Below are 16159 nucleotides of genomic sequence, written 5' to 3' on the forward strand. Positions count from 1 at the left end.
GCGCTACTGCGCCGGCCAACCGCCGGGCTGGTTGTACTGGCCGGGCTGACCCTGCTGGCCCGGTTGGTACTGGCCCGGCTGCACGGGCTGGGTGAACACTGATGGCTGCTCCGGCTGAGCCTGCTGCTGAGTCGGCTGCCCGGGCTGAGGCTGCTGGCCCGCCCACCCGAACTGGGCGGTCGGAGCCGTCGGCGGCGAGTACGGGGGTGCTCCCGCCCCGGCCGCCGAAGGAGCGTAAGGGGACTGCTGGCCGACCGGATCAGGCTGCTGGTACTGGGGCTGCTGCGCGTACTGCCCGCCCTGCGCCGGCTGGCCGGATTGCCAGGCTCCCTGGGTGTAGATGCCCGGGGCCCCGCCCATGGCGTCGGTTGCGGCCCCGGTCATCGCGGTCGATGCGGCGGGAGCGGGCGCCGCGGCGGCGGCCAGCCTGGAGCGCCAGGCCATGCCGCCGGCGCCCATCCCGATCCCCAGGACGGCGATGACGATCGCGCCGACGACCCCGAACAGCGACAGCAGGGTGGCCTTCGCCGACGAGGGGGCGATGATCTCGCCCACGGAGACCCCCGAGCTGTTGTGGCAGTCAACGGTGTAGGAGCCCGACTCGCTGGAGGAGAAGGTCGTGAAGAGCTTGCCGCCCTTGACCTTCGTGGACGATGAGCTGGACTTGGTGTCGACGTCGCCGCCGCCGGGAGAGGTGACCGAGCACACCGGCGCGTCGCCGCTGTCGCTGTAGAACAGCCCGTAGGTGCTGCCCTTGTCCAGCTCGACCGTGGCGACCTCGTCGTCCGGAAGGCTGGCGACGGTGGCGTTGAACTGGCTGCGTGTGACTGCACTCCCGATCCCGCCGATGATGGCGATGAGGAATACAACCACTCCGGCCACCGCAAGTGCTGTCGGGGCGGCCAGGCTCCTCGACGTCGTCGGCCGGCCCGCGGCTCCCGGGTAGCCGGCCTGGGGTGCCTGGAACGGTGCCGCCGACGGGTACTGCGGGGGCTGGCCGCCGGCCATGGCCGGGTCGTAGCCGTTCGCAGACCAGCCTGCTGAGCTCGCGGAGTACGGGGACCCGGGTGCGGAACCGGGGTACTGGGACATAACTGGCCTTCCTGGTCCATCGTGCCCATGCGGAGGCGGGCGGGAACATGTCATGAGCACCTTCGCCGCGGTCACGGCAACCGGTCACAGAAATGAGACGCAGCAAGACAATGAGCACCGAGGTGTGCTGCATGACTCGGGACAGACTACCGGGTGCCGGCGAGGCGGCGCAGGCCGTATTCGAGACTGCGGTCGAGGGGCGAGCCCGAGCCCCTCGAGTACGAGGCGAGTGACAGAGCGGGCGACAGGGCGAGTGAGCCGGTGGGCGCACCGGTGAGCACCGACCGGTGGGGCTGAAGCGGCCGGGAACCGGATAGGCTGGCCCCATGACCCACATCCTGTCCGCAGTCGCCTGGCCGTACGCCAACGGCCCGCGTCACATCGGCCACGTCGCCGGCTTCGGTGTTCCCTCTGACGTCTTCTCGCGCTACATGCGCATGGCCGGTCATGACGTCCTCATGGTCTCGGGCACCGATGAGCACGGCACCCCGATCCTCGTCGCCGCCGACGAGGAGGGCCTCAGCGCCCGCGAGCTCGCCGACCGCAACAACCGGCTCATCGTCGAGGACCTCGTGGCCCTGGGCCTGTCCTACGACCTGTTCACCCGCACCACCGCCGGCAACCACTACCACGTGGTCCAGGACATGTTCACCACCGTGCGGGACAACGGCTACATGGTCCAGCAGGTGACCCGCTCGGCGATCTCCCCCTCCACCGGGCGCACCCTGCCCGACCGCTACATCGAGGGCACCTGCCCGATCTGCGGCGCCGAGGGCGCCCGCGGGGACCAGTGCGACACCTGCGGCAACCAGCTCGACCCCACCGACCTCATCAGCCCGCGCTCGCGGATCAACGGCGAGACCCCCGAGTTCGTGGAGACCACCCACTGGTTCCTGGACCTGCCCGCCCTGGCCGAGGCCCTGGGCGTCTGGCTCGACGAGCGCGAGGCCTCCGGGACCTGGCGGCCCAACGTCATCAAGTTCTCCCAGAACCTCCTGGGCGACATCCGCCCGCGCGCCATGACCCGTGACATCGACTGGGGCATCCCGGTGCCCGGCTGGGAGGACCAGCCCACCAAGCGCCTCTACGTCTGGTTCGACGCCGTCATCGGCTACCTGTCCGCCTCCGTGGAGTGGGCGCGCCGCAGCGGCGACCCCGAGGCGTGGCGCGCCTGGTGGAACGACCCGCAGGCCCTGTCCTACTACTTCATGGGCAAGGACAACATCGTCTTCCACTCCCAGATCTGGCCCGCCGAGCTCCTGGGCTACAACGGCCAGGGCAATCGCGGCGGCGAGCCCGGCCGCCTGGGCGTGCTCAACCTGCCCACCGAGGTCGTCTCCAGCGAGTTCCTCACCATGGAGGGCAAGAAGTTCTCCTCCTCCCACGGCATCGTCATCTACGTGCGCGACTTCCTCCAGCGCTACCAGGCCGATGCCCTGCGCTACTTCATCTGCGCGGCCGGCCCGGAGACCGCGGACGCCGACTTCACCTGGGCGGAGTTCGTGCGGCGCACCAACGGCGAGCTCGTGGCCGGCTGGGGCAACCTCGTCAACCGCACCGCCTCCATGATCCACAAGCGCTTCGGACAGATCCCCGAGCTCGGCGAGCTCCAGGACATCGACCGGGCCCTGCTCGACGCCGTCGAGGCCGGCTTCGCCTCCGTGGGCGGCCTCATCGCCCAGCACCGGCAGAAGGCGGCCCTGGGCGAGGCCATGCGACTGGTCGGCGAGGCCAACAAGTACGTGGCCGACACCCAGCCCTTCAAGCTCAAGGGCGAGGACCCCGCCACCCAGGCCCGCCTGGCCACGGTCCTGCACACGCTGGCCCAGGTGGTCACCGACCTCAACCTCATGCTCTCGCCCTTCCTGCCGCACGCCGCCAACGACGTCGACCGGGTCATGGGCGGAAGCGGCCACATCGCCCCGATGCCCCGCATCGAGGAGGTCGACGAGCTCGATCCCGAGCGCCTGCCCGAGGCCTTCGACGGCCGCACCGGCTACCCGATCATCACCGGCGACTACGAGGACGCCCCCACCTGGGAGCGCCATCCGATCGGGGTCGGCACGCCCGTGGCCAAGCCGACCCCGGTGTTCACCAAGCTGGACGAGTCGATCGTCGAGGCAGAGCTGGCCCGTTACACCGGTTCCGTGCCCGACGACGTCACCGGCGCCTGAGCGCGCATGAGCCCCAGGAAGCGCGACCGATCCTGGCCGCCGGCCGACGCCGTCGCACCACTGGCGGCCCCGGTCACCGACAACCACACGCACCTGCCGGTGGCCGCGGACACCGGCGGTCCCGGATCCGAGGCGCCGCTGACCGCGGCCGAGCTGGTCGAGCGCGCCGCCGCCGTCGGCGTCACCCGCGTGGTGACCTCCGCCTGCGAGGTCACCACCTGGGATGACAGCCTGGCCCTCGCCCGCGAGCTGCCCGGCGTGCGCGTGGCCCTGGCCGTGCACCCCAACGAGGCCGTCCTCCACGCCGGGGTGCGCGAGACCGGGCCCGACGGGCTCGAGCCCCGGGCGCAGGAGCACCATGCCGAGCCGCTCGAGTCAGTCATGGTCCGACTGGAGGAGACGCTCAGGGCGAACGCCGACGTCGTTGTCGCCGTCGGAGAGAGCGGCCTGGATTTCTTCCGCACCGGCGAAAAGGGAGCCGCCGCCCAGCGCGAGGCCTTCCGGGCGCACATCGCCCTGGCCAAGGACCTCGACCTGCCCCTGCAGATCCATGACCGCGACGCACACGCCGCCTGCGTGGAGGTGCTGGAGGCCGACGGCGCCCCCGAGCGCACCGTCTTCCACTGCTTCTCCGGCGGGGCGGAGCTGGCCGCCGCCTGCGCCGAACGCGGTTGGTACGCCTCGATCGCCGGTCCGATCACCTACCCGGCCAACGGGGCCCTGCGTGAGGCGGTCGCCTCCCTGCCCGACGAGCTCCTCCTGGTGGAAACCGACGCGCCCTACCTTTCCCCCAAGCGCTGGCGCGGTCGGCCCAACGCCTCCTACCTCATGTGTGACACGGTCCGCTTCCTGGCCGAGCAGCGGGGGATAGGAGAGGAGCAGCTATGTCGCCGTCTGCAGGCCACTACCGCGGCGGTCTACGGGACGTGGTGATCGCCGTCGGCCACGCCGGGCAGGGGGAGCGGGCGCGGTGCGAGTCCGGCCGCCGGAACCTGTCCCTGACATCCTGCGGGGCGCGGGCTGCGTGCTCAGGAGCCTGGGAAAGAGGTGGCGGCGGGGCCTGTGGGACGGGATTTGTCCGGACCAGCAACTCCTGGGTTGCCATCATTCTTCCAGGTTCGTCCCAGGTGGGAAACAGTCGGGAATCAGAGCGTCTTCGCACGGTTCGGTCACAAGCCACCGGGGTGTGAGCAGGTGCATTGGCACGCCCCTGGGTCATCGGTTACGGTGACATGCAGTCGTCAAACGAAGGAAGTTCTATCGTGGGCCGTCACTCCCAGACCAGCTCCCTGAGTACTACACTCTCCGGCCTTGGCTCCTTAGCCACCAAGAAGCGGACAGCCACCGGCGTCCACGGCCGTCGGCGCGCCGAGGGGCCCGCCAAGACCGCCCTGGCCCCCATGCTCTTCAAGGCGGGCGGTGCCGCGGCAGCCTTCTCGCTGGCCGTCTCCGGTGCCGCCTACGCGGCCATCTCCGCGGGCGATGACGAGGGTCGTTCCTCCTCGGGCGGCTCCTTCGGGCTCATCGGCGGCGAGTCCGAGGCGAAGCCCCAGGCCACTGAGGCGCAGGGCCCCGGCAAGATCGCCAGCGCCCAGGTCTCCACCACCACCGTCGACGAGCCGCAGGTTCACGGCACGGTGCAGAAGGAGAGCGACGCCCTGCCCGCCGGGCAGACCCAGGTCGAGACCCCCGGTGTCGACGGGTTGGTTCGTACCACCTATGAGGTCACCACCGCTGATGGCAAGGAGGTCTCCCGCACCCCGGTCGCGCAGGTCGTCGTCACCCAGAAGGTCGACGAGGTCGTCCTTGTCGGTACCGGCGCGCAGCAGGCCCAGCAGGATGCAGCCGCCCAGCAGCAGGCCGCCGAAGCCGCTGCCGCCCAGCAGCAGGCTGCCCAGCAGCAGGCCAGCGAGGGCTCCGCCGCCCCCAGCACCGGTGCGGGAACCGACCCGGACAGTGCCAAGGCCATCGCCCGGTCCATGATGGCCGGCTACGGCTGGGACGACTCCCAGTTCTCCTGCCTGGAGAGCCTGTGGACCCGTGAGTCCAGCTGGAACTACCAGGCCGAGAACGCCTCCTCGGGCGCCTACGGCATCCCCCAGGCGCTGCCCGGCTCCAAGATGAGCGAGGTTGCCGACGACTGGACCACCAACCCCACCACCCAGATCACCTGGGGCCTGGGCTACATCTCCGGCCGCTACGGCAGCCCCTGCTCCGCCTGGGCTCACTCCGAGTCCGTCGGCTGGTACTGAGCCGAGCAGCGGTGGGGCACTGCCTCGCGCCTGCCGCTGTCTGACACGTACTCGATGGCGTCCGTCCCCTCGTAGGGCGGACGCCATCGATGTTCCTGGGAGACGCTTCTCACATAGGCGTGAGATGGTTTATTGTCAGGACCTTCCTCGTTCCACTACCGTGGCACCCGCCGTCGATTGGAAGGACGTCTCCCCGTGACTCCCACCACCCAGCGCCACACCCATGCCCTGCCCCAGGAGCTGGACGCACCGGCTGCGCCTGACGCCACCCAGGCTCGCCGAGGCGTGCGCGCCATGGCGCTGCGCGCCGGTCTGGCGGCGCTGGCCCTGTCGGTGGCGGTCTCCGGCGGCGCCTATGCCGCTGTGCAGGTGGGTGAGCGCGGCCGGGCCTCCGGCGCCGACGCGGCGGACCAGCGCATCGACGCCCTCGACGCCGAGGGTGCCCACGGCAGGGTTTCGGTCTCGTCGAGCACGTCCACCCTGACCACCGAGACCGTCGACACCACCGACCCCCACGGCTCCCTCCAGCAGGAGAGCAGCGACCTGCCCCAGGGCGAGAGCAAGGTAGCCACCCCCGGCGTCGACGGCGTCGTGCGCACCACCTACGAGGTCACCACCGTCGACGGCAAGGAGGTCTCCCGCAGGCCGATCGCCCAGGTGGTCGTCACCCAGAAGGTGGACGAGGTCGTCCTCGTGGGCACCGGCGCCGCCAAGAAGCAGGAGCAGAGCCAGCCTCAGGCGCAGGCCCCCGCGCCCTCGGCGTCACCGGACTCCTCCAGCGGCTCTGGTGGCTCTGGTGGCTCTGGTGGCTCTGGTGGCTCAGCATCCGCAGGTGGTTCCGGTGACAGCGGCGGCGGTACCAGCGAGGTTGGCGACGACGTCTGGGACAGGCTCGCTCAGTGCGAGTCCGGTGGCAACCCGAAGACCAACACCGGCAACGGCTTCTACGGCATGTACCAGTTCACCCTGTCGACCTGGCAGTCCCTGGGCGGAACCGGCTACCCCCACGAGGCCGACGCCGCCACCCAGACCGCCATGGCCAAGAAGCTCCAGGCGCAAGCCGGCTGGGGACAGTGGCCCGCCTGCGCCGACAAGCTCGGCCTGCGCTGAGCAGCCGGAGCGACTGAGGCGGCAGCCGCGAGAGATCCGGTAGTGCCGCGCTGACACGGACCCGCCGGCCTCACACGGTTCGCATCCCACGGCCGTGACCAGCCCGCATGCGGCATGTTCCCAGATATCTCACAGTGACAAGAGGTGGACGCCGGTTACTGTGTCCCCATGACGTTGCCGGTACCCGATTCACAGGTGCCCCCGGCAGGAGCCGCCCGCTCGGGCGCCTCAGAACCTGCGGGAGCCTGCGAGACCACCTCCGAGGCCTCATCCGACCCCGCCTGTGCGGATCGCCCCCAGCAGGAGGACTCTCATGATCCTCAGGAGGCCGGGGCGTCCCCGGGATCCCGGGCCGCCGGCCTCCTGGGGCCCACCGAGGTCCGCGGCCTGTCGCAGGCGCTGGGCATCCGCCCCACCAAGACCCTGGGCCAGAACTTCGTTCACGACGCCGGCACCGTGCGACGCATTGTCAGGAGCGCGGGTGTGCGCCCCGGGGACACGGTCCTGGAGATCGGCCCGGGCCTGGGCTCCCTGACCCTGGCCCTGCTGGAGGCCGGGGCACGGGTCGCCGCCGTCGAGATCGATCCCGCCCTCGCCCGTGCCCTGCCCGTCACCGTCGCCGACCGCCTGCCCGAGGCCACGGGCCGCCTCAGCGTCATCGAGGCCGACGCGCTAAGCATCACCGGACCGGAGGCCCTGGGCGGAGCCGGGCAGCCCCCGCCCACCCGCCTCGTGGCCAACCGGCGGAGCCGGGCAGCCCCCGCCCACCCGCCTCGTGGCCAACCTGCCCTACAACGTGGCCGTCCCCGTCCTGCTCACGGTCCTGGAGGCCCTGCCCAGCCTGAAGACCATCACCGTCATGGTTCAGGCCGAGGTCGCCGACCGCCTGGCCGCCGCGCCCGGCTCGCGCACCTACGGCGTCCCCAGCGTCAAGGCCGCCTGGTACGCCGCCGCCCGCCGCACCCTGACCATCTCCCGACACGTCTTCTGGCCTGTGCCCAACGTCGACTCCGCCCTCATCGAGCTCGTCCGCCGCCGGCCCCCGGCCACGCGCGCCACCCGCGAGCAGGTCTTCGCCGTCGTCGACGCCGCCTTCGCCCAACGGCGCAAGACCCTGCGCAAGGCCTTGGCCAGGATGGCCGGGGGAGCCGACGCCGCCGAGTCCGCCCTGCGCGCCGCCGGCATCGACCCGGCGCGGCGCGGCGAGACCCTCGACATCACCGCCTTCGCCGCCCTGGCCGAGGCGCTGCATCCCATCGATGCCGATGGGACCGCCGTGCCGACGCCTCCCGCCACCTCACAGGAGCAGCCATGACCCATTTGCGCGCCGTCCCCGGCGGTCCCACCGGTCCTCGCGACCCCTCGACGCCGCCCCGCAGCGGCTCGGCCAGTTCCGTGCGCGTCGAGGCCCCCGGCAAGGTCAACCTCTTCCTGTCCGCCGGCGCTCCCGGCCCCGACGGCTACCATCCGCTCACCACGGTCTTCCAGGCGGTCCGCCTCATCGAGACCGTCACCGCCCGCCGCCAGTCGGCCCAGGACCACGGCACCGTCACCCTCACCCTGGAGGAGCCCAACGACGCCGTTCCCACCGACGCCTCCAACCTGGCCGTGCGCGCCGCCGAGCTCCTGGCCGAGGCCACCGACGTGAACGAGGGCGTCGACCTCCTCCTGCGCAAGCGCGTCCCCGTGGCCGGGGGCATGGCCGGAGGCTCGGCCGACGCCGCCGCCACCCTCGTGGCCTGCAATGCCCTGTGGGGCACGAACCTCACCCTGCCCGAGCTCTCCGCCCTGGCCGCCCGCCTCGGGGCCGACGTGCCCTTCTCCCTCACCGGGGCCACCGCCGTCGGGAGCGGCCGCGGCGACCTCGTCACCCCGATCATGACCCGGGGCTCCTATCACTGGGTCTTCGCCCTGGCCGAGGAGGGCCTGTCCACGCCCGCGGTCTTCCGTCACTTCGACGAGCTGAGCGCCTCCGGCCCCACCGACCCCGCCGTGCGGGACGTGCCCGAGGCCCTCACCGCGGCCCTGCGCGCCGGGGACGCGCGCGCCCTGGCCGCCTGCCTGCACAACGACCTCCAGGCCGCCGCCCTCGACCTGCGCCCCGAGCTGGCCCGGGTCATCGCCGTGGCCGAGGAGGCCGGGGCGCTGCGCGCCATCGTCTCCGGCTCCGGCCCCACCATCGCCGCCCTGGTTGAGGACCCGGGCAGCGCCCAGCGGGTCTCACGCGCCCTGACGGCCTCGGGCCTGGTCGCCGACGTCCTGCGCGCCGACGCCCCCGTGGCCGGCGCGAGGGTGGTGGGTTGATGGCGCACCTGCTCGGCGTGGAGAACCTGCGCCTGACCGTCGGGTCCCGCCTGCTCCTGGACGACGTCACCCTGGGGCTTGAGGACGGCACCCGCGTGGGGGTCCTGGGCCCCAACGGCGCGGGCAAGTCCACCCTCCTGGCGGCGCTGGCCGGCCGGCGGGAGCCCGACGGCGGACGCGTCACCCGTACCGGCGGCGTGAGCGTGGCCCTCCTCAGCCAGGCCGATGACCTGCCTCCCGGCGCCACCGTGCGCACTGCCATCCACGGCCAGACCCCCGAGCACGAGTGGGCCTCCGATGCGGGCGTGCGCGACATCCACGCCGGGCTCATCGCCGACCTCGACCTCGACGCGGAGGTCGTCACCCTCTCCGGCGGCCAGCGCCGCCGCGTCGCCCTGGCCGCGGTCCTCACCCGTCGTGCCGACGTCGTCATCCTCGACGAGCCCACCAACCACCTCGATGTCGAGGGCGTGGACTGGCTGGCCCGCCACCTCCAGGCCCGCTTCTCCGGCTCCGGAGGGCGCGGCTCCGGTGCCCTGGTCACCGTCACCCACGACCGCTGGTTCCTGGACGCCATCTGCACCAACGTGTGGGAGGTCGTCCCCGGCGTCGACCCCGGAGGCGGCCGCTCCCAGGTGGCCGGCCGCATCGAGACCTACGACGGCGGGTACGCCGCCTACGTCCTGGCCCGCGCCGAGCGCGCCCGGCAGGCCGCCCTGGCCGCCGTCAAGCGCGAGAACCTCCTGCGCAAGGAGCTGGCCTGGCTGCGCCGCGGCGCCCCGGCCCGCACCTCCAAGCCCCGCTTCCGCATCGAGGCCGCCGAGGCCCTCATCGCCGACGTGCCGCCCCCGCGCGACACCGTGGCCCTGACCGCCATGGCCACCGCCCGCCTGGGCAAGAAGGTCCTCGACCTCGAGGACGTCACCGTGCGCTACCCGGTCTCCACCGGCCGGGCCGACGAGGCTGACAGGGTCGGGGCCCCGGCCGAGCGGGAGGTCCTGCGCCACGTCACCTGGCGGCTGGCCCCGGGCGAGCGGGTCGGCGTCGTCGGCGTCAACGGAGCCGGCAAGACCACCCTGCTGCGCCTGCTCGAAGGCGTTCAGCAACCCACCGGAGGCCGCGTCGTCCGCGGCAAGACCGTCCAGGTGGCCACCCTGTCCCAGTCCACCCACGAGCTCGATGCGCTCGCGGACCTGCGCGTCGTCGAGGCGGTGGCCATGGTGGGGGAGAGGATCGTCGTCGGCGACAAGGAGATGACCGCGGCCCAGCTCGTTGAGCGCCTCGGCTTCACCCGCCAGCGCGCCTGGACCCGGGTCGGTGAGGTCAGTGGCGGGGAGCGCCGCCGCCTCCAGCTGCTGCGCCTGCTCATGACCGAGCCGAACGTGCTCCTGCTCGACGAGCCCACCAACGACCTGGACACCGACACCCTGGCGGCCGTCGAGGACATCCTCGACTCCTTCCCCGGCACCCTCGTCGTCGTCTCCCACGACCGCTACCTCCTGGAGCGGGTCACCGACCACCAGGTCGCCCTCTTGGGGGACGGGAGCGTGCGAGACCTGCCCGGCGGGGTGGAGCAGTACCTCCAGCTGCGTCGCCAGGCCGCGGGGTCGGCCCGGGGCGCAGCCGCCTCGGTGGCCTCCCGGACGACGTCGGCCCACGCCGAGCCCCGGGCCGAGCGCGGCGCCACGACCGGGGCCAAGCGTCACGAGGCCCGGAAGGCCCTGGCTCGCATTGAGCGCAAGATGGAGCGCTCGGCCCAGACCGTCGCCGCGCTGCACGTGCGCATGGAGGAGGTCTCGGCTGATCCGGCCAGGGTGGCAGAGCTGGCTGAGCTGGGTCGCGAGCTCGTAGCCGCTCAGGCGGCCCATGCCGATCTGGAGGAGCAGTGGCTCGAGGCCGCGGAGGCGCTGGAGTCCTGAGACGGTGCGGTCATCGCGCCCAGATCTGCGAGTCTGATACGTCAGGGAGTGGGGAAAGCCGGCCGGTGGTGGGGAGGATGCGGGAGAGGACGGGGATACGGGATGCTGGTCTGCGATGATCTCGGTGACGGGCGGTGTCCTTGAGACCGCTCAGACGACGGGGGCGACCTGGCGGGCCAGCTCGACGAGGTGGTCCAGGTTGGGGGCGATGTCCTCGGCGGCGGCGCCCCACAGGCGCATCACCAGGTCCACCGGGACGGTGGGCAGACCGGCCAGGCGCAGGACCACGACGCCCTGGGTAGGGCCGTTGGACTCGTAGAAGGCGGAGAAGCCCACCATGTCCGGTCCCGGCCGCAGGCGCACCAGCTCGGCCTCGGGCAGGAGCGCGGCAATGATCTGACGCTGGGTGGCGCGGCGCCCCTCCTTGGAGCCGTCGTCCTTGGCGATCTCCAGGCTCAGGTCGATGACGAAGGGCGGGTGGGCGACGTCGTCGATGTGCATGAGGCGCGCAAAGCGCCCCTGACGCTCCATGGCCTGCAGCTCGTTGAGCAGGGACTCCAGCTCGGAGCGCCACTGCGGACCGGTCACTCCCAGGTGGGCGCTGCGGTGCCGTGCCTCCTCCCGTGCCCAACCCGGAGGCGGGAAGGGCGGGATGATCACCCATCGCTGGGGATCAGGCGTGACCGCGATCTGCACTGTGTGCTCCTTCCGAGACCTCGTCTGACTGCGAGGCAGTGGACTGGGCGCCTACCATGTCTGTCCTATGAGGACCCGAGAGCGACATACGACAATTATGCCTGCATCCGCACGCCGCCGTGTGGTCCGCGTGCTGGTAGATGCTGGGCTCATCATCGCACTCTGTGCCGTCACGGAGCGCTGCTGTGGAATCTTATTCGCTGTTGGGGTGGTTGTGCTGCTTATTGCTGTGATGACCGCCATGATGGCTATGACCGGTGCCACGGTGGGGGGTCTCGTGACCGGGGTCCGACTTCGGAGGGTGATGGACCCGAATGGCCCGCCCGGACGCTCTGCGGTGATTTACGTCGCATTTTTGGGTCTCTCTTTGGTGGCAACCGCAGGGTTGGCCCCCTTTATTTTGTGGATCCTCTCACTATGGCGTGCTGAACAGCGCACCTGGTTCGACCGGTTGGCTGGGACGGTCCTCCTCAGCGCCAGACCGACCTCGGTGTCGACCTGCTCCCTGGTGGTTGAGGGGTCAGTAATCCCTGTTCTGGGGCCAATTGTCCTCGGGCGCAGGCCGGCCCCGATCGAGTCCCATCCGGACGCCCATCTGGTCGCGGTGCTGCGCTCGGAGGACTCCGTGTCCAAGACGCACGCACTGTTCGTGCCCGCCTCTGATGGGGTGCTCGTCACAGATCTGGGGTCGACCAACGGGACCCACATCGAGGACGAGGAGGGGGTCCACCGACTCTCACCGGGCCGACCGGAGTACGTGCACCGGGGACGGCAGGCATACTTGGGTGACGGTGTCTGTATCGTCCGTTGAGGAGAAATATGATGACAAACAGCCCGAACAGCAGCGCGAACAACGAGGTCTGGTGGACCGAGGGTTCGTGGACAGGCGTGGTCACGCCACGTGCTGTGATGATCCTGCCCCCGTCGGTACCGCAGGACCTCACCGAGCGCCTGTGGCGGCTGCTGCGTAGTGAGGAGGCCTCGCTGACGCGGGCCCTGGACGAGCTGGTGATGGGGATGGGAGGACGCCTGGGGGCGATCCCGGACTTCGTGCTCGCCGTCTCGGCGCCCGAGGACGTCTTCCACGTGGCGCTGCGCGGTGCCCCGCAGATGGAGGTCGACGGCAAGGCCCTGGACGCCTCCGCGGTCACCACCTGGTTCGAGACGACGGTGACCGCCCCCAACTCGGTGATCGTCAGCGCGCCCGACGGCGCCGGTCAGGTGCGTCGCCCGGCGGTCGACGCCGTCGTGAGCACCGGCCACCTGGTGCTGCGCGGATCAGAGAAGTCGAGTGGGACCCCGTCCCCCAGCCGTGCATCGTCGAAGGGGTCCGGCGACTCCGACGACGATGACCCTGACCCGGCCGGTCCTGACCACTCCACCACGTCCGCAGGCTCTGCCGGATCCCCTGCCGCAGAGATGAGGTCCTCGCGGACCTCCCGCCGGGCCTCGCGTCGTTCCTCGCGCCGTCAGTCCGCCTCGTCGGACCACTCGGAGCAGGACGACTCGTCCGAAGGGGCGCATGCCGGTACCGCGGCTTCTGCCGACGCCGTCGACGACCTCATCGAGATCGCTCAGGACAGCGCCGAGCAGCAGGCCCTTGAAGGTGCTCGGCTCGCCGCCTCCGCCGAGGTCGCAGAGCCCACCGAACTCAGCCAGTCGGCCGACTCCGCCGAGTCTGTTGTGTCCGCCGGGTCCGCCCTGTCCGCGGAGTCCGCCGGCCCCGCCGACCTGCTGGCCGTCGTCGCCGGCATACCGGCTGAGACCACGCGGACGACCGAGACGACTCAGGCTCAGGTCGTTGCAGAGCCCCTGGGGGCCGTCCAGGTCGCCGAGGCCGTCGTGGCCGATGCTCAGGCGGCTCCTGAGACGAGTGAGAGCGCCAGCTCCGCTCCTAGTCCTGGCAGCGCTCACAGCGCTCACAGCGCCGAGCCCTTCGAGGCTCCAGTCGTGGCCGAGGTCTCCCCTGAGATCGCCGAGGTCACTGCGACGTCCTCACCGGAGGCTTCCGGAGAGGACCTGCTGATCGCCCCCGTCTTCGATATCCCGGCCCTGCCGATCCCCTCCGCTCCGGAGGCAGAGGCCATGATCCCGCCCCCGCCACCCCCGTCGAGCGAGGATCTTGCTGAGGCTGCTGGTATCAAAGACGCTGCCGTCGAGGTCACCGAGGTCGCCCAGACCCCGGCCGACTTCGTGCCTGCCGAGGCCGCTGTGGTCGCGGAGGCCGCCGCCGTCGCGGAGGCCGCCGCGCAGGCTCACGCCGAGGACGAGCCCGTACGCTCCGGGGACCATGACGGACAGACCATCAACGGCCTGCCCGAGGACCTCTCCCAGGAGCTGCGTGCCGAGCTGCTCAACCAGGGGCTCGGTCCCTTGGAGCCGAGCCAGTCGGCCAGCTCCGCCGGCTCGGCCGGATCCGCCGCCGCGGCGGAGACGGTGACCGAGTTCGTCCAGCCCCCGGCTGTCGAGCCCTCCTCCGGAGGTCTCGACCGTGGCGACCATGACGGGCAGACCATCAACGGCCTGCCCGAGGACCTTGTGGGTGAACTCGTCTCCCTCGTGGGCTCCGGACCCTCCAGCCCGGCGTCCCCGGTCTCGGCGAGCTCTCCCGGTGAGCCCGACGCCATACGGATCGTGCTGTCGGCGGTGTGCCCCCAGGGCCACCCCAACCCCACGAACTACACCGTGTGCCGCGTCTGTGGAGCCGAGCTCAACCGTCCGGCCAAGTCGGTGGCCTGCCCCCCTCTGGGGCGCGTGGTCACCTCCGGCGGCGAGAGCATCGAGCTCAACCGTCCCCTCCTGGTGGGTCGCAACCCCGTGGCCGACGACATCACCAGCGTCGCGGAGGTCCCCCTCCGCCCGCTGACGGTCGCCAGCCCCAACCAGCTCGTCTCGCGCAACCACATCCTCATCGACCTGGATGCGTGGAGCGTGCTGGCCCAGGACCTGGGCAACTGCAACGGCACTGTTCTCAACCGCCAGAACGAGGCGCCTGTGCGCCTGTCCTCGGCGAACCCGGTGCTCCTGCGCAGCGGAGACGTCCTCGACCTCGGCGATGGCCAGACCCTCGCCTTTGAGAACCTCCCCTAATGCTGGATCACAAGGGACCGCCTCCGGTTATCTCTGGGTTCACCTACCTGGAGAGACTCGGAGCGGGAGGCTACTCCACGGTCTACCTCTTCGAGCAGCACATGCCCCGCCGCGAGGTCGCGGTCAAGGTCATGAACGCCGACGTTGAGGACAAGACCGCCTCCCGCTTCGAGTCGGAGGCGAATCTCATGGCACGGGTCTCCTCGCACCCGGCCATCCTGTCCATCTACGGCGCGGGCGTCTCCGCCGATGGCCACCCCTTCCTGGTCATGGAGTACTGCCCGCCGCCGCAGCTGGGCGCCATCCTGCGGCAGGGTCCCCTCAACGTCGCTGAGACCCTGTCGACGGCGATCCAGATCGCCGGAGCGGTGGAGACCGCTCACCGGGCCGGCATCGTCCACCGGGACATCAAGCCCGCGAACATCCTGTTCACCACCTACCGCCGTCCAGTGCTCTCGGACTTCGGCATCTCCGCCATGAGCGGTCCCGAGGGCTCCGAGGAGCTGCGGGGGATGAGCGTTCCGTGGGCGCCCCCCGAGCAGCTGGTCGGGATGCGCTCGGCCAACCCGGCCTCCGACATCTACTCCCTGGGCGCGACGACCTTCGCCATGCTCACGGGCCGCAGCCCCTTCGAGACCGACGGCATCCCGGATGTCTACGAGCTCTCCCGCCGTATCGTCAAGGACCCCCTGCCTCCGCTGGGCCGCCAGGACGCCCCACCGTCGCTGCACCGCGTGCTGTCGGTGGCGATGGACAAGAACCCGGACTCCCGCTACCCCACGGCCCTGGCCTTCGCCCGGGCGCTTCAGCAGGTCCAGGCCGAGCTCGACCTGCCGATCACCACCGTTGATCTGTTCCAGGAACCGGACAAGGCCGCAAAGTCCGCACGGCGGCCCAGCTCCGACGAGAACGACACCGCCACCAAGATGGGCGTTTTCAACCAGGTCGACGTCACCAGCGAGCACATCGCCATGCGGGTGGATCCCGACGGCGACGAGGACCGGTCGTCGTCGGGCTCGGAGGCCGACGACTCGAGCCGACCGAACCGGATGCGGGCGGTTCTCACCGCTTTCCTCGTTGTGGCCATGGTCGTGGCCGTCATCGGCGCGATCATCTTCTCCCGGAACCAGGACACGCGGAAGAAGCCCGACAACCCCGTCGCCACCATCGCTCCGCAGCCCGGCGCCAACCCGTTGCAGGCCTCCGTGCCGATGGTCGGGGACATCGAGGGTGAGCCGCTCGACGACGGAACGGTTCGGTTCACCTGGGGCGAGCCGGAAACCGGCTGGACCGGCAGCTACCTCTACCGGGTCAAGCTGCCCGACGAGGAGACCCAGGTCGACTCCATCCGGACCAACGAGGTCGTCGTCGAGGCCCAGGAGGGGCGCACCTGCCTGGAGGTCACCGCGGTGCGCTCGGACGGCAAGGCATCCCAGGCCAAGACCGCCTGCGTCGACACCCCCTGAGTCGGCCACTGATCGGATGAGATACAGCGGCGGGGCCCGCACTCCGTCACGGAGTG

11 protein-coding genes and 1 pseudogene are annotated in these 16159 nt (G+C 71.2%); 10 read left to right on the top strand and 2 right to left on the bottom strand.

Features of this window, described 5'->3' with window-relative positions:
* Positions 1-3: 3 nt before the first annotated feature.
* Positions 4-1092, bottom strand: a complete 1089-nt coding sequence (locus BQ8008_RS12850) for a hypothetical protein (protein ID WP_108834381.1) — start codon at positions 1090-1092, stop codon at positions 4-6.
* A gap of 326 nt (positions 1093-1418) precedes the next feature.
* Between BQ8008_RS12850 and metG the strand changes: the two genes are divergently transcribed.
* The 7 genes and pseudogenes from metG to BQ8008_RS12885 all read left to right on the top strand — a co-directional run bounded on the left by metG (position 1419) and on the right by BQ8008_RS12885 (position 10851).
* Positions 1419-3266: a methionine--tRNA ligase gene (gene metG / locus BQ8008_RS12855; protein ID WP_108834383.1), complete on the top strand. Its 1848-nt coding sequence runs from the start codon at positions 1419-1421 to the stop codon at positions 3264-3266.
* Between the two features lie 6 nt (positions 3267-3272).
* Positions 3273-4199: a TatD family hydrolase gene (locus BQ8008_RS12860; RefSeq protein WP_108834385.1), complete on the top strand. Its 927-nt coding sequence runs from the start codon at positions 3273-3275 to the stop codon at positions 4197-4199.
* 329 nt (positions 4200-4528) lie between these two features.
* Entirely contained in the window at positions 4529-5518 is a 990-nt protein-coding gene (locus BQ8008_RS12865; protein ID WP_108834387.1) for a G5 domain-containing protein, read from the top strand.
* 195 nt (positions 5519-5713) lie between these two features.
* Positions 5714-6628, top strand: coding sequence for a resuscitation-promoting factor (locus tag BQ8008_RS12870; protein WP_108834389.1), 915 nt, complete (start codon positions 5714-5716; stop codon positions 6626-6628).
* A gap of 168 nt (positions 6629-6796) precedes the next feature.
* Positions 6797-7943, top strand: a pseudogene (gene rsmA, locus BQ8008_RS12875) (16S rRNA (adenine(1518)-N(6)/adenine(1519)-N(6))-dimethyltransferase RsmA).
* Positions 7940-8932, top strand: a complete 993-nt coding sequence (locus tag BQ8008_RS12880; protein WP_108834391.1) for a 4-(cytidine 5'-diphospho)-2-C-methyl-D-erythritol kinase — start codon at positions 7940-7942, stop codon at positions 8930-8932. Before rsmA ends, BQ8008_RS12880 begins: the two are co-directional and overlap by 4 nt.
* Complete coding sequence (locus tag BQ8008_RS12885) at positions 8932-10851, top strand: ABC-F family ATP-binding cassette domain-containing protein (RefSeq protein ID WP_108834393.1); 1920 nt, start codon at positions 8932-8934, stop codon at positions 10849-10851. The genes BQ8008_RS12880 and BQ8008_RS12885 overlap by 1 nt, the downstream gene beginning before the upstream one ends.
* Positions 10852-11001: 150 nt before the next feature.
* Here the strand turns inward: BQ8008_RS12885 and BQ8008_RS12890 are convergent, their stop codons facing one another.
* Positions 11002-11547: a hypothetical protein gene (locus BQ8008_RS12890; protein ID WP_075419103.1), complete on the bottom strand. Its 546-nt coding sequence runs from the start codon at positions 11545-11547 to the stop codon at positions 11002-11004.
* Between the two features lie 304 nt (positions 11548-11851).
* Here BQ8008_RS12890 and BQ8008_RS12895 point away from each other — a divergent pair, with 304 nt between their 5' ends.
* The 3 genes from BQ8008_RS12895 to BQ8008_RS12905 are packed head-to-tail and all read left to right on the top strand — an operon-like array spanning position 11852 to position 16103.
* Complete coding sequence (locus tag BQ8008_RS12895; RefSeq protein WP_234415485.1) at positions 11852-12358, top strand: FHA domain-containing protein; 507 nt, start codon at positions 11852-11854, stop codon at positions 12356-12358.
* An 8-nt stretch (positions 12359-12366) separates the two neighbouring features.
* Positions 12367-14637, top strand: a complete 2271-nt coding sequence (locus BQ8008_RS12900) for an FHA domain-containing protein (RefSeq protein ID WP_108834395.1) — start codon at positions 12367-12369, stop codon at positions 14635-14637.
* Positions 14637-16103, top strand: coding sequence for a serine/threonine-protein kinase (locus tag BQ8008_RS12905; RefSeq protein WP_108834397.1), 1467 nt, complete (start codon positions 14637-14639; stop codon positions 16101-16103). The genes BQ8008_RS12900 and BQ8008_RS12905 overlap by 1 nt, the downstream gene beginning before the upstream one ends.
* The last annotated feature ends 56 nt before the right edge of the window (positions 16104-16159 follow it).

The organism is Actinomyces sp. Marseille-P3109 (genome assembly GCF_900323545.1).
Lineage (GTDB): Bacteria > Actinomycetota > Actinomycetes > Actinomycetales > Actinomycetaceae > Actinomyces.

Coding starts and splice junctions, on each gene's coding strand:
- BQ8008_RS12850 (WP_108834381.1), bottom strand. CDS start 1,092: ATGTCCCAGTACCCCGGTTCCGCACCCGGGTCCCCGTACTCCGCGAGC.
- metG (WP_108834383.1), top strand. CDS start 1,419: ATGACCCACATCCTGTCCGCAGTCGCCTGGCCGTACGCCAACGGCCCG.
- BQ8008_RS12860 (WP_108834385.1), top strand. CDS start 3,273: ATGAGCCCCAGGAAGCGCGACCGATCCTGGCCGCCGGCCGACGCCGTC.
- BQ8008_RS12880 (WP_108834391.1), top strand. CDS start 7,940: ATGACCCATTTGCGCGCCGTCCCCGGCGGTCCCACCGGTCCTCGCGAC.
- BQ8008_RS12885 (WP_108834393.1), top strand. CDS start 8,932: ATGGCGCACCTGCTCGGCGTGGAGAACCTGCGCCTGACCGTCGGGTCC.
- BQ8008_RS12895 (WP_234415485.1), top strand. CDS start 11,852: ATGGACCCGAATGGCCCGCCCGGACGCTCTGCGGTGATTTACGTCGCA.
- BQ8008_RS12900 (WP_108834395.1), top strand. CDS start 12,367: ATGATGACAAACAGCCCGAACAGCAGCGCGAACAACGAGGTCTGGTGG.
- BQ8008_RS12905 (WP_108834397.1), top strand. CDS start 14,637: ATGCTGGATCACAAGGGACCGCCTCCGGTTATCTCTGGGTTCACCTAC.